Origin of the sequence: Burkholderia sp. Bp9143, assembly GCF_003853645.1 — a bacterium.
GTDB lineage: Bacteria > Pseudomonadota > Gammaproteobacteria > Burkholderiales > Burkholderiaceae > Burkholderia.
Genome location: NZ_QTPO01000043.1, coordinates 23,679 through 36,111 on the forward strand (window position 1 = coordinate 23,679; position 12,433 = coordinate 36,111).

General features: G+C 67.0%; 14 protein-coding genes. 2 read left to right on the top strand and 12 right to left on the bottom strand.

Annotated elements, in window-relative coordinates; translation table 11 throughout:
- Window positions 1-38: 38 nt before the first annotated feature.
- The 3 genes from DIE23_RS27950 to tauA are packed head-to-tail and all read right to left on the bottom strand — an operon-like array spanning window position 39 to window position 2,866.
- Window positions 39-1,004 carry an ABC transporter permease gene (locus tag DIE23_RS27950; RefSeq protein ID WP_124615070.1) on the bottom strand — a complete coding sequence of 322 codons (966 nt, stop codon included), beginning with the start codon at window positions 1,002-1,004 and terminating at the stop codon, window positions 39-41.
- The gene (locus tag DIE23_RS27955) at window positions 1,004-1,801 is read right to left on the bottom strand and encodes a taurine ABC transporter ATP-binding protein (RefSeq protein WP_124615071.1); all 798 of its coding nucleotides are present in this window, start codon (window positions 1,799-1,801) and stop codon (window positions 1,004-1,006) included. The genes DIE23_RS27950 and DIE23_RS27955 overlap by 1 nt, the downstream gene beginning before the upstream one ends.
- Before the next feature lie 48 nt (window positions 1,802-1,849).
- A complete protein-coding gene (gene tauA / locus DIE23_RS27960) occupies window positions 1,850-2,866 on the bottom strand; it encodes a taurine ABC transporter substrate-binding protein (RefSeq protein ID WP_124615072.1) in 1,017 nt (338 codons plus the stop codon).
- A 470-nt stretch (window positions 2,867-3,336) separates the two neighbouring features.
- Between tauA and DIE23_RS27965 the strand changes: the two genes are divergently transcribed.
- Entirely contained in the window at window positions 3,337-3,750 is a 414-nt protein-coding gene (locus tag DIE23_RS27965; RefSeq protein WP_124615073.1) for a DUF4440 domain-containing protein, read from the top strand.
- A gap of 99 nt (window positions 3,751-3,849) precedes the next feature.
- Here DIE23_RS27965 and lipA read toward each other — a convergent pair whose 3' ends face one another.
- From lipA to DIE23_RS27980, 3 genes are all read right to left on the bottom strand, one after another.
- Complete coding sequence (gene lipA / locus DIE23_RS27970) at window positions 3,850-4,842, bottom strand: lipoyl synthase (RefSeq protein ID WP_124615074.1); 993 nt, start codon at window positions 4,840-4,842, stop codon at window positions 3,850-3,852.
- The gene (gene lipB / locus DIE23_RS27975; RefSeq protein WP_057928547.1) at window positions 4,835-5,590 is read right to left on the bottom strand and encodes a lipoyl(octanoyl) transferase LipB; all 756 of its coding nucleotides are present in this window, start codon (window positions 5,588-5,590) and stop codon (window positions 4,835-4,837) included. The genes lipA and lipB overlap by 8 nt, the downstream gene beginning before the upstream one ends.
- Before the next feature lie 83 nt (window positions 5,591-5,673).
- Window positions 5,674-6,000 carry a DUF2917 domain-containing protein gene (locus tag DIE23_RS27980; RefSeq protein ID WP_124615075.1) on the bottom strand — a complete coding sequence of 109 codons (327 nt, stop codon included), beginning with the start codon at window positions 5,998-6,000 and terminating at the stop codon, window positions 5,674-5,676.
- A gap of 102 nt (window positions 6,001-6,102) precedes the next feature.
- On the opposite strand from DIE23_RS27980, the gene DIE23_RS27985 reads away from it, so the two are divergent.
- Window positions 6,103-7,092, top strand: coding sequence for a transcriptional regulator GcvA (locus tag DIE23_RS27985; protein ID WP_124615076.1), 990 nt, complete (start codon window positions 6,103-6,105; stop codon window positions 7,090-7,092).
- On the opposite strand, the gene DIE23_RS27990 is transcribed toward DIE23_RS27985, so the two are convergent.
- From DIE23_RS27990 to DIE23_RS28015, 6 genes are all read right to left on the bottom strand, one after another.
- Window positions 7,076-7,384, bottom strand: coding sequence for a YbeD family protein (locus DIE23_RS27990; protein ID WP_124615077.1), 309 nt, complete (start codon window positions 7,382-7,384; stop codon window positions 7,076-7,078). The two genes, DIE23_RS27985 and DIE23_RS27990, sit on opposite strands and share 17 nt — an antisense overlap.
- Window positions 7,384-8,310 (bottom strand): D-amino acid aminotransferase, encoded by a 927-nt coding sequence (locus DIE23_RS27995; RefSeq protein ID WP_124615078.1) that lies wholly within the window; start codon window positions 8,308-8,310, stop codon window positions 7,384-7,386. Before DIE23_RS27995 ends, DIE23_RS27990 begins: the two co-directional genes overlap by 1 nt.
- A 48-nt stretch (window positions 8,311-8,358) precedes the next feature.
- Entirely contained in the window at window positions 8,359-9,675 is a 1,317-nt protein-coding gene (locus tag DIE23_RS28000) for a D-alanyl-D-alanine carboxypeptidase family protein (RefSeq protein ID WP_124615079.1), read from the bottom strand.
- Between the two features lie 485 nt (window positions 9,676-10,160).
- Window positions 10,161-10,805 (bottom strand): alpha/beta hydrolase, encoded by a 645-nt coding sequence (locus DIE23_RS28005; RefSeq protein WP_124615080.1) that lies wholly within the window; start codon window positions 10,803-10,805, stop codon window positions 10,161-10,163.
- A 13-nt stretch (window positions 10,806-10,818) separates the two neighbouring features.
- Window positions 10,819-11,136: a ferredoxin gene (locus DIE23_RS28010; protein ID WP_011694422.1), complete on the bottom strand. Its 318-nt coding sequence runs from the start codon at window positions 11,134-11,136 to the stop codon at window positions 10,819-10,821.
- A gap of 142 nt (window positions 11,137-11,278) precedes the next feature.
- On the bottom strand, window positions 11,279-12,430 hold the full coding sequence (locus tag DIE23_RS28015) for a VanZ family protein (RefSeq protein ID WP_124615081.1): 1,152 nt from the start codon (window positions 12,428-12,430) through the stop codon (window positions 11,279-11,281).
- Window positions 12,431-12,433 lie beyond the last annotated feature (3 nt).

Below are 12,433 nucleotides of genomic sequence, written 5' to 3' on the forward strand. Positions count from 1 at the left end.
ACCGGCAGGAGCGGCGCCCCCGCGCCGCCCGCTTCGCGTTACCCGCGCCCCTTCCACGGCACGATCCGCCGCTCGACCCAGCGCATCGCGAGATCGAACAGCCATGCGATCGCGCCGATGATCAGGATGCCCATCACGACGATATCGGTGCGCAGGAAGCTCGATGCATTGAGCACCATCTGCCCGAGCCCGGCCGTCGCGGCGACCATCTCGGCCGCGACGAGCGTCGTCCAGCCGAACCCGATCGCGATCCGCAGGCCCGTGAGGATTTCCGGCAGCGCAGCCGGCAGCACGACATGGCGCACGATCTGCGCGAAGCTGCCGCCGAGCGAGTACGCGGCGTTGATCTGCTCGACGGTTGCCGCGCGCACGCCCGCGCGTGCGGCCATCGCGATCGGCGCGAAGCACGCGAGGAAGATCACGACCAGCTTCGCCGTCTCGTCGATGCCGAACCAGATCACGACGAGCGGCAGGTATGCGAGCGGCGGCAGCGGCCGGTAGAACTCCAGCAGTGGATCGAGCACGCCGCGCGCGGTCCGGCTCACGCCCATCAGGATGCCGGCCGGCACGCCGACCGCGGTGGCGAGCACGAACGCGCCGAACACGCGCGCGGCGCTCCACAACAAATGCTCGGACAACGGCAGGCCGCCCTGGATGCGGCCGTGCCATGCGTCGACGAACGCGGTCCACACCGCTTCCGGCGCAGGCAGGAACAACGGCGGCAGCCACTGCCAGTGCGTCGCGACCCACCACAGCGCGGCCAGCGCCGCGACCGTCGCCGCGCTGAGCGCGGCCGTCTTCCCCTGCCCCGGCAACCGGTAACGATGCGAAGCGCGCGCCGGACGCGCCGCATGGCGCCCTTGCGTTGCGCGTTGATCCTGCCCGAACTCCGCGGCCGCTCGATCGGCCGCCCACGAATCCTGCGTGCTCATGGTGTCCTGCCTGTGCAAAGTACTGATCCGGCCGCGCCCGACGGACGCGCCCTGCCGCGCGAACTCATGCATCACGCGGTCTCCGCGGCCGCCTCGTCGCGATGCAGATACGCGATCAGCCGCTCGCGCCACGCGATGAATTCCGGCGACGACTTCACCGCGCGCGCATCGCGCGTTTCGACGTAGCGCCGCGCAAACGGCAACTCGAACGTTTCCGCGATGCGGCCGGGGCCGGCCGTCATCACGACGAGACGCGTCGCGAGGAACAGCGCCTCCTCGACGTCGTGCGTGATGAAGAACACCGTCTTGCCGGTGCGCGCCCACACGTCGAGCACGAGCGCCTGCATCGTGCCGCGCGTCATCGCGTCGAGCGCGCCCATCGGTTCGTCCATCAGCAGCACGCGCGGATCGCTCGCGAGCGCACGCGCGATGCCGACGCGCTGCTGCATCCCGCCCGACAGTTCGTACACGCGCGCCTGCGCATGGCGCTCGAGGCCGACGAGCGCGAGCATCTCTCTCGCACGCGCTTCGCGTTCGGCCTTCGACACGCGTGCGAAGCGCAGCCCGAGCGCGACGTTCTCGAGCACGTCGAGCCACGGCAACAACGCATATTTCTGGAACACGACGCCGCGATCGGCGCCGGGGCCCGTGACCGGCACGCCGTCGACGCGCACATCGCCCGTCGTCGGCGCGACGAAGCCGGCCATGCAGTTCAGCAGCGTCGTCTTCCCGCACCCGGACGCGCCGAGCGCGACGACGAATTCACCGGAATCGATGCGCAGGTCGACGCGTGCGAGTGCCTGCGTCGTCGGCCGACCGCGCTCGCCCGGATAGGCGACCGATAACTGACGGACTTCCAGCGTGCTCATGATCGAGGGCTCCGCGATGAGTGGCCTGGGTTGCCCGAGTTGGCGCGCTCAGCGCGCGGCCTTCTGCACGAACTGCGGATCGACGCCGACCGAGTAGTCGGCGAGCACCGTCTGGATCGTGCCCTGCGATTTCAGGAACGCTGCGGTGGCCGCGAGCGACTTCGCGGCGCCCGACTGCGCGCCGCCGCCGAGCCATGTCGGCGACGCCTGCTCGGCCGGCGTCGGGAACGCGTAGAGCGCGAGGCTCGCCGGCACGTCCTGCGCGTCCGCGCCCGACACCTTCGCGACCGCCGCGACCTGCGGCGAGCCGACCTTCCACGCGGCGGCATGCGCGCGGTAATCGGCATCGGCGGACGCCAACACCTTCACGAAGCGTGCGACGAACTCGGGGTTCTCGCGCGCGAACTTGCGGCTCACGACGAAGCCGTCGAAGGTCGCCTTGCCGCTTGCCTTCGCGACCTGGCCCGACGTCGTCAGCACGGTGCCCGACTGCTTGACCTTCGCGAGCACCGGATCCCAGATGTAGGTCGCGTCGATGTCGCCGCGCGTCCACGCGGCCGCGACCTCGGGCGGACGCAGGTTGACGATCTTCACGTCGTTCGGATTCACACCCGCGGCCTGCAGCGCGACGAGCGTATGGAAATGCGACGTCGACACGAACGGCACGCCGATCTTCCTGCCCTTCAGCGCGGCGACGCTGGTCACGCCCGAACCGTTGCGCGCGACGAGCGCCTCGGCATCGTTGATGTTGTCGAGCACCCAGAACAGCGAGATGTCGAGCCCCTGCGACAGGCCGGCCGCGATCGGGCTCGAGCCGGCCTCGCCGAGCTGCACGGAGCCCGACGCGAGCGCGCGAATCACGTCGGCGCCGCTGTCGAGCTTGCGGAACCTGACCTTGTAGCCGGTCGCCTTCTCGACTTCACCGCTCGCCTGCGCATAGCGCCACGGCACGACCATGTCCTGGTACGCGATCACGACTTCGCGCGATTCGGCGTGCGCCGCGCCCAGCACGGCAAAGGCGGTCAGCGCGACGACGGCGCGGCGGATGAAGCTGAAACGGGACATGCGGCTCTCCTTCGAATGCGGGCAATGCTGGGAGAGCCGACTTTACGGGCTTTGCGCGCGGCGGGAGCGAACTTATCCTGCGAAGCTATCGATGATGTTTCAGCTTTGCTTTTCGCGCTGGATTGAATGGGATCGACGATCGAGCGGCGATCGGTGTGCGAAAACCTGCCGTCACCGCTCTCCCTTGAGCGCCGACGAAAGCGATCACCAGTGTTTCAACATTGCTCTCATTCGCGAGCGTGAATTCCGATGCCACGCGTTGTCATGCGTCGCGCGGACCAGCCACGCGGAAGCGCAAGCGGCGTCATCCGGCGTACGAACGCGGTAAGTCCGCGTGCTATCGGGTTTCGCATGCGCCTTTACGCGGACAACATTTCATACGAGTCCCATATCAATTCTTCAAAGCGAACGTTAGCGTTCCATATCGAACGCAGAAGCTCTGATCCTCAATTTCGATCAGTTATAAACTCATGAAGACCAAGTACGATTTATTGGAAATGAGAGATGTTTGGATCGATGCCTATATGAGCGGCGATGTCGATCAACTGAATTTTGTTGAGAGCGCTCATTTCTTCGTGAAGCGAGGAGGCCGGATACTGACTAAGCTCCAGCAAATATCCTCTATAGAACGGCACCTGTCCGAAAAAACCGGATTCAATTTGGGTCTGCATGTCCATACCGAGATCACGGTAATCGCAGAAGACCGCCACTGGGCATCGATCTCCGGAACTGGCTCGATGCGACGTGACGGACGAACACTTACCCGGTTTGATTTTCTAGAACTATGGCTGGTCAACGACGATCGATGGCAGATCGCAGCGCTTTGCTACGACGAGAAAGAATGCGAAGACGAAGTGATGGCAGATCATCCGGATGACGAATAGTGTCACCTATTTCAGGACGGGTCACTCGATACGAAAAAGCCCGCATCGCTGCGGGCTTTTTTCGACTGCCTGACTACTGCAGAGAAGCGAATGCGGTGCTCAGACCACCCCGGCCCCATGCGCCTGCAGATCGGCGTGATAGCTCGACCGCACCATCGCGCCGACGGCCGCGTGCGTGAAGCCCATCTTGTACGCCTCTTCCTCGTACATCTTGAACGTATCCGGATGCACGTACGCACGCACCGGCAGGTGGTGCTCCGACGGCTGCAGGTACTGGCCGATCGTCAGCATGTCGACGTCGTGCGCGCGCAGGTCGCGCATCACCTGCAGGATTTCCTCTTCGGTTTCGCCGAGGCCGACCATCAGGCCCGACTTGGTCGCGACGTCCGGATGCTGCGCCTTGAAGTCCTTCAGCAGCTTCAGCGAGTGCGCGTAGTCCGAACCCGGGCGCGCTTCCTTGTACAGGCGCGGCACCGTTTCGAGGTTGTGGTTCATCACGTCGGGCGGTGCCGCGTTCAGGATCGAGATCGCGCGGTCGAGACGGCCGCGGAAGTCCGGCGTCAGGATCTCGATGCGCGTTTCCGGCGACTGCTCGCGCACTTCGCGGATGCACTCGACGAAGTGGGCCGCGCCGCCGTCGCGCAGGTCGTCGCGGTCGACGCTCGTGATCACCACGTACTTGAGCTTGAGCGCGGCGATCGTGCGTGCGAGGTTCTTCGGTTCATCCGTGTCGAGCGGATCGGGACGGCCGTGGCCGACGTCGCAGAACGGGCAGCGGCGCGTGCACTTGTCGCCCATGATCATGAACGTCGCGGTGCCCTTGCCGAAGCATTCGCCGATGTTCGGGCAGCTCGCTTCCTCGCACACGGTGTGCAGGTTGTGCTCGCGCAGGATCGTCTTGATCTCGTTGAAGCGCGAGCTGCCGGTGGCCGCCTTCACGCGGATCCACTCCGGCTTCTTCAGCTTCTCGATCGGAATGACCTTGATCGGGATGCGCGCCGTCTTCGCCTGCGCCTTCTGCTTGGCGGTCGGATCGTAGGCAGGGGTCGCGGCCGAATCGGCCGGTGCGGGGGAAGCGGTAACGTCAGTCATTCGAATGTTCCAGTGCCTGCGGCTTGTCGGCGGCCGCGGATTCGCCATCGAGGTTGGCAATCAGACGACCCACCAGCGTGTGGGCGACGTCGTTCCAGTCGGCGGCAACCTCGAGGCTCGCCATGTCGACGGTTTCCAGTCCGGCATAGCCGCACGGGTTGATCGCAAGAAACGGGCGCAGATCCATCTTCACGTTCAGGCTCAGCCCGTGATAGCTGCAGCCGTTGCGGATCTTCAGGCCGAGGGCCGCGATCTTCGCGCCTTCGTGCACGCCGGATGCCACGTAGATTCCCGGCGCGCCCGCCTTGCGGACCGAAGCGAGATTATACGCCGCGAGGGTTTCGATCACGGCCTCCTCGATCTTCGTCACGAGCGTGCGCACCATCAGCTTGCGCCGGCGCAGGTCCAGCAGCAGATAGACGACGATCTGGCCGGGGCCGTGGTAGGTGATTTGTCCGCCGCGGTCGACCTTGACGAGCGGCACGCCGCTGTCGGCCACCAGCAGGTGGGCCGGGTCGCCGGCCTGGCCGAGCGTGTAGACGGGCGGATGCTCGACGACCCAGATCTCGTCGCCGGTGTCGGCCGTGCGCGTGTCGGTGAACGCGCGCATCGCGTCGAAGCTCGTCTCGTAGGCCTCGCTGCCCCGCCAGCGCACGGTGACCGGCGCGACAGGCTGAACCGGAGACCCGGCGGGCGATTCGGAAACAGCGACAGGCGTGGACACGATGGCAACCGGCGAGACGGACATGGGCGGTAGTTTACCGAAAACCCATGGGTCTCGCCGGCGTTGGAAGGGGACGGATCCGGGGTATCCGTCAGAGGAATGGCCTGTCAGACGGTGCGCCAGCCGTCGTGGAGCAGCGCATTCACGCGGTTGCGCAGCCGCGCGAGCACGCCGCGTGCGACTTCCCCGGCCGGCCGCGACACCGAGAACGCGACGTGCGCGCCCTGCCGGCCTTCCGCGCTGAGCCACAGCCGCTCGCCGCGACGCAGCCGGAGCGTCTCGCCGTCGACCAGGAAGTAGTCTTCGACGTCGTTGCTGCGCGTCGCCCACACCGGCCCGCATTGCACCGTCAGACGCGTGCTGCGTTGCACCTTCATCGGCACGGTCTCGCCCGCGGGGATTTCGAACGTGATGCTTGAAGAAATTTCTTGCATGATCGACTCCGCCAATAAATGCTTCGATGGCTACAATCGTAATCACTTCAAGGCACCCGACCAAACGACCAATTTTCACGTCGATGTGAGGAAAATTAGCAAATGGACCTCCGCCAGCTGCCTGCGCTGAACGCGATTCGCGCGTTCGAAGCCGCCGCCCGTCACGAGAATTTCTCCCGCGCCGCCGACGAGCTGTACGTCACGCACGGCGCGGTCAGCCATCAGGTTCGCGCGCTCGAGGAGGAGCTCGGCGTGCAGCTGTTCACGCGCAACGGCAAGCGGCTGTGCCTGACCGACGCCGGCATGCGCTACGCGCAGCAGGTCCGTACCGCGCTGATGGTGATCGCCGATGCGACGCGCGAGGTACGCGCCAGCGACCGCGGACGGCGGCTGGTGGTGTCGATGCTGTCGTCGTTCGCCGCGCGCTTCATCACGCCACGCATCGGCACGTTCATCGAGCGGCATCCGGAAATCGACGTCGAACTCCAGTCGACCAACTCGCTCACCGATTTCGCGCGCGACGACGTCGATCTCGCGATCCGCTTCGGCTCCGGCAGCTATCCGGGGCTGCATGTCGAGCCGTTGTTCGAAGAGGTGTTCTTTCCGGCGTGCTCGCCGACGCTGAACGGCGGCAAGCTGCCGCAGACGCCCGCCGATCTCGTGCACTACAACCTGCTGCGCTCGGACGACGAGCTGTGGCGGCCGTGGTTCGACGCGGCGGGGCTCGATACGCTGACCGAGCCGAAACGGGGGATTCTGTACCAGGATTCGTCGAACCTGCTGCTGGCCGCGATCGACGGTCAGGGCATCGCGCTGGTGCGCCGCTCGCTCGCGGTGCACGACCTGCTGGACGGGCGCCTCGTGCGCCTGTTCGACATCGACGGGCAGAGCCCGTGGCACTATTTTTTCGTGTGTCCGCCGCCGCTCCTGAACACGCCGCGCGTGCAGGCGTTCAGGACCTGGCTGCTTCAGGAAGTCGCCGCGTACCAGCTGCTGTGCGACGAACTGGACGCGCGGCGCGCGGCGGGGAAGACCGCCGCCGAGTGCGCGCGGGAAGGAGGATGGAAAGCGGCGCTCAGAGCACGACCTTGACCATCGGATGGCCGGTCAGCGCGCGATAGATGTCGTCGAGCTGTTGCTGGCTCGTCGCGCGCACGGTGATCGTGAGGCCGGTGTAGTTACCGCCGCTCGATGCGCGCTCCTCGATCTTCTCGACGTCGATCTCGTTGTCGTGGACGGACACGACCTTGAAGATCGTGTCCTTGAATTCCGGGTGCGCCTTGCCCATGATCTTGATCGGGAAATCGCACGGGAACTCCAGCAGCGACTCCTTCCGGGTATCGATCGCGCCGGTCACCTCGATGGTTTTGGTCGGTTCGCTCATCATTTTCTCCGGGTTAGGTCAAACTGTTCAAACTCGCGTGCCTTCGCACGCTGGTACGCGTCGTACAACGCCGCGAATACGGGGCCCGGCTTGCCGCCCTGCACGGGCAGGTCGTCGAGCGACGTGACGGGCAGAATTTCCTTCGTGGCCGACGTGATCATGATCTCGTCCGCCGAGCGCAGCTCGACTTCGCTGATCTCGCGCGCGACGAACGGAATGCCGCATTCGTCAGCCAGCTGCTCGACCAGCGCGTAGCGGATCCCTTCGAGGATCTTGTTGCTGCGCGGCGGCGCCGCCAACTCGCCGTTCTTCACGACCCACACGTTCGACGACGAGCCTTCGGTCACGTTGCCGTCGCGCAGCTGGATCGTCTCGAACGCGTCGCGTTCGGCCGCATGCTGCGCCATCAGCACGTTGCCGAGCAGCGAAATCGACTTGATGTCGCAATGCAGCCAGCGGCGATCCTCGGCCGTCACGCAACGCACGCCCTGCGCGCGCTCCGCTTCCGACGGCAGGCGCAGCGGGCTCGTCATCGCGAACACCGTCGGCACCGTATTCGCCGGGAACGCGTGGCCGCGCTTCGCGACGCCGCGCGTCACCTGCAGGTAGACAAGCGCATTGCCGTCGCCGAGGCCTTCCGCATTCGCGGCGACCACGCGCTCGATCAACGCGCGCCAGCCGGCCGCGTCATGCGGATTCTCGATGCCGATCTTCTTCAGGCTGCGCGCGAGCCGCTCCAGATGCTGTTCGATCCGGAACGGCACGTGCGCGCCGTCGTGCGCATACACGGGGACGACTTCATACACGCCATCGCCGAAGATGAACCCGCGGTCGAGCACCGGGACCCGGGCTTCCGACAGCGGCACCATTTCCTCCTGCGACGACACGCTGAGGTAGACGATCGGTTCGAATTCGGCTTGGCTCATGGCTATACCAGATGGGGATGAAGTCGTGAAAACAAAGGCCCGTCGCGCTTACTTCTTCTTGCTGAACATCAGCAGGATCGAGTCCCAGATACGGCCGAAGATACCCGCTTCCGGCACCGCCTGCAGCGCGACGACCGGGAACTCCGACAGCGTCTTGCCGTCGGCGACGATCTTCACGGTACCGACCTGCTGGCCTTCCGCGAGCGGCGCGATCAGCGGCGCGTTGACCTCGACTTCCGGCTTGACCTTGTCGCCCAGGCCGCGCGGCACGGTCACCCACTGGTCGCCCTTCACGCCGACCTGCACGGTGTTTTCCTTGCCCTTGTAGATGCGCGGCGTCGACATCGCCTGGCCGCCCTTGAACAGGCGCACCGCGTCGAACGCGCTATAGCCGTAGTTCAGCATCTTCATGCTGTCCTGCGTGCGCTCGCCTTCCTTCTGCTCGCCCATCATCACCGACACGAGACGGCGCTGGCCGTCGACACCCGGGATCGCGCGCTTGGCCGATGCGATCAGACAGTAGCCGGCCGCCTGCGTATGGCCCGTCTTCAGGCCGTCGACGGTCGGATCCAGCCACAGCAGCCGGTTGCGGTTGCCCTGGCGGATGTTGTTGTACTTGAATTCCTTCTCCGAGAAGATGCTGTAGTACTGCGGGAAATCGCGGACCAGGTGCGCGGACAGCTTCGCGAGGTCGCCGGCCGTCGTGTAGTGGTTCGGGTCGGGCATGCCGTTCACGTCGGCGAAGTGCGTGCCCTTCATGCCGAGGCGCGCCGCCTCGTCGTTCATCATCGTGACGAACTGCCCTTCGCTGCCGCCGACCAGTTCGGCCAGCGCGATCGCGGCGTCGTTGCCCGACTGGATGATCATCCCGTACACGAGGTCGTGCACCGACACCGGCTTGTCCGCCTCGATGAACATGCGCGACTCGTCGGTGCCGACGCGGCGCACGGCGGCGCTCGGCGTGACGATCTGCTCCATCGAGATCTTCTTCTTGTCGAGCGCCTCGAACACCAGGTAGGCCGTCATCAGCTTCGTCAGCGAGGCGGGCTCGACGCGCTCGTCGGCGTTGCCCGATGCGAGCACCGTGTTGCTCGTCGCATCGACGAGCACCCACGAGCGCGCGTTCACGCCCGGCGGCGGCACCGCGCCCGGCATGAAGGTCGCGGGCGCGCCGGTGAACTGCTCGGCGGCGGCGGCCGGCGCGGCATGCGCGGCCTTGGCCTTGGCGGCTGGCTTCGCCTCGGCGACGACGATCGTCGACGCGAGCGCGACGGGCAGCATCACGCCCAGCGCGACGTTGCGCGCGGCGGTGCCGAAGGCGATGGAAGAAGCGAGGGACTTGAGGCCTTGGGGAGACAGACGCATGATCGATTCAGGCTGGTGGCAGAAAGTGCGGCGCGAAACGCGCAGGGGTTGAACGGCAAGGCGGCGGGCGTTCCGGCGTTCGTCCGACTGTGTCGGACGGCGCGAAACGCGCCGGTTGGACTCGTGCGGACGCGTTCGGTTCGCGGCCGTCGCGAGCGGGCGGACAGGCGCGAAACGAGCGCCGCATGGGCCCAGCCGGGCCGCGGGCGACGCGAAATGCGGCCATTATACGTGGCCGCGAATGGCGTTTTCGCGAACCGTGGCCCGGGTGGCCGCACACCGGCTTCGAGAGGATAGCGCGGCTTCGCTGCGGGGAATCGTGCTCGAAGCCGCGCGAAAGGCGTGCGCAGGCGCTCTGCAAGTCGGGTTGCGCCGCGCGAGAGCGGGCCATGTGCGACCGTGCCGTGACACGATGCGGCGCGATGTCGCGCGAGCGGCGACATCGCGGTCGTGCGGCAGCGACGCCGCACGCCGGGTTCAGCGAATCAACGCCACGCGTCGACGATGATGCGCTTCAACACGTGCAGCTTGCGATGGAAGAAGTGCTCGGCGCCGGGGACCACGACGACCGGCAGTTCCTGCGGCCGCGCCCAGTCGTAGACCGATCCGATCGGCACCGTGTCGTCGGTTTCGCCGTGGATCACGAGCGTGTTCTCCGGCACGTCGGCGACCTGCCAGCGGCTCGCGGCGGTGCCGACGAACACCATCCGCTCGATCGTCTCGCCCGCGTCGCGCAGCCGCTTCGCGACATGCGACAGCACGAAGGTGCCGAACGAGAAGCCCGCGAGCACGAGCGGAAGATCCGCATACGCGGGCTGCGCGCGCATGTGCGCGAGCACGGCAAGCAGGTCGTCGGCCTCGCCGATGCCGTTGTCGTGCACGCCCTCGGTCGCGCCGACGCCGCGGAAGTTCGACCGGAACACCACATAGTCGAGCTGGACCAGCGTGCGCGCGAGCGTTTGCGCGACCTTGTTGTCCATCGTGCCGCCGAACAGCGGATGCGGGTGTGCGACAAGCGCGATGCCGCGCGGTGCGGCGCTGCCTTCGCGCACGGCGTCCGGCAGGTCGACCGCAATTTCGATCTGCCCGACCGGGCCGGCGATCAGCGACTTCTGCGTATGAACGTTCATTCGGCCGGCCCGCTCAGATCTTCAGGCGGTCGACGACCTTGCCGTCGCGCAGGTGCGATTCGACGATCTCGTCGATGTCGGCCTGGTCGACGTACGTGTACCACGTGCCTTCCGGGTACACGACCATCACGGGCCCTTCCTCGCAGCGGTCGAGGCAGCCGGCCTTGTTGATACGGACCTTGCCGGGCCCCGCGAGGCCGAGTTCCTTCACGCGCTTTTTCGCATATTCCTGCATGGTCTGCGCATCGCATTGCGCGCAACTCGGACGCTCGGCGCCCGGTTCGCGCTGGTTCAGGCAGAAGAAGACGTGGTGCTGGTAGTAGGAATCCATGATGGTGACGAGCAGCCCGGCGCGGTGCCGGGCGAAAAGAGAGGCGATTGCCGTTGCGCGCGGCAACGGAGGTGCGGACGATTATAACGAGCGGCGCGCGCCGCTGCCCGCGATCGAGACGTGGCCGCCCTGCCCTGCCGCGTCAGCGCCGCGGCGCGGCCGGCAGCCACGCATGCTCGACGCGCTGGCCGAGCCAGATCAGCGCCGCGTAGGGCCAGATCCACGCGAGCCAGCGCGCGATGCTGTTGAAGTGCACGTAGCGCCCCTGCCGCCAGCCCGACAGCGTGAAGTCGAAGAACGGGTTGACGGGCAGCAGGTTGACGAGCGCCACGCCGGCCAGCAGCGCGAGCGCCGCGAGCAGCGCGCGCCACGCGGCCGGCACGCGCAATGCGAGCAAGGCCGCCGCGAAGCCGAGCTCGATGCCGAGCCGCGCGCCGGGCGTCGCCCACACGACGACGAGGCCGGTGGTCGACTGCATGAAGGTCGCGGCCGCCTTCAGCGCGAGCGTCGCGGCAACGAACGCGATCAGGAGCCGCACGCGCGGCGCGCCGGCGCGCATCGCGAGCGACGCGATCGCCAGCGCGGCGAACAGCATCAGCCCGCCGAGCGCGGCTTCCCACGCGGAGTCGGACAGCCAGCCGTCGACGCGCTCGGGCCATTCGCTCACGCGCCACGCGGCCGGCAGCCAGGCGAGCAGCGCATCCTGCATCGACCCGTCGGCGCGTTCCCACAGCGCGGCCGGCCAGTCGCCGATGCCGAACAGGAACGGCGACGGAAACAGGATCGCGAACGGCCACAGCCCGGCGAGCAGCAGCGGCGTCGCGCCGTCGGTCTCGAACCACGCGAAGCGCAGCCGGCGCAACGCGCCGCGATCGAGCAGCGCGCCGGTGGCCGGTGCCGCGAGCGCCGCGCCGAGCAGCGCGCCGAGCGCGTTGGCCGCGAGGTCGAGATTCGATGCGACGCGCGTCGGCAGGTAGGTCTGCAGTGCCTCCATCGACCCCGACAACAGCACGCCGAGACCGCCCATGATCAGCGTCGCGGCCACGCCGCGCCAGCGCGGGTGCAGCGCGAGCACGCCGAGTGCGCCGAACGGCATGTACCCGAGCACGTTGGTGACCACATCGAACGCGGTCACATAGCGCTGCATCGGCGCAAACAGATAGTCGAACGGCCCGATGCCGAGCGACACCCAGCCGTCGAACGGATACAGCGAGGCATAGACGATGAGCGCCGCATACGCGGCGAACGCCTGCCGCGCCAGCGACGACACGCGCGACGTACCCGGCACGCTCATCGC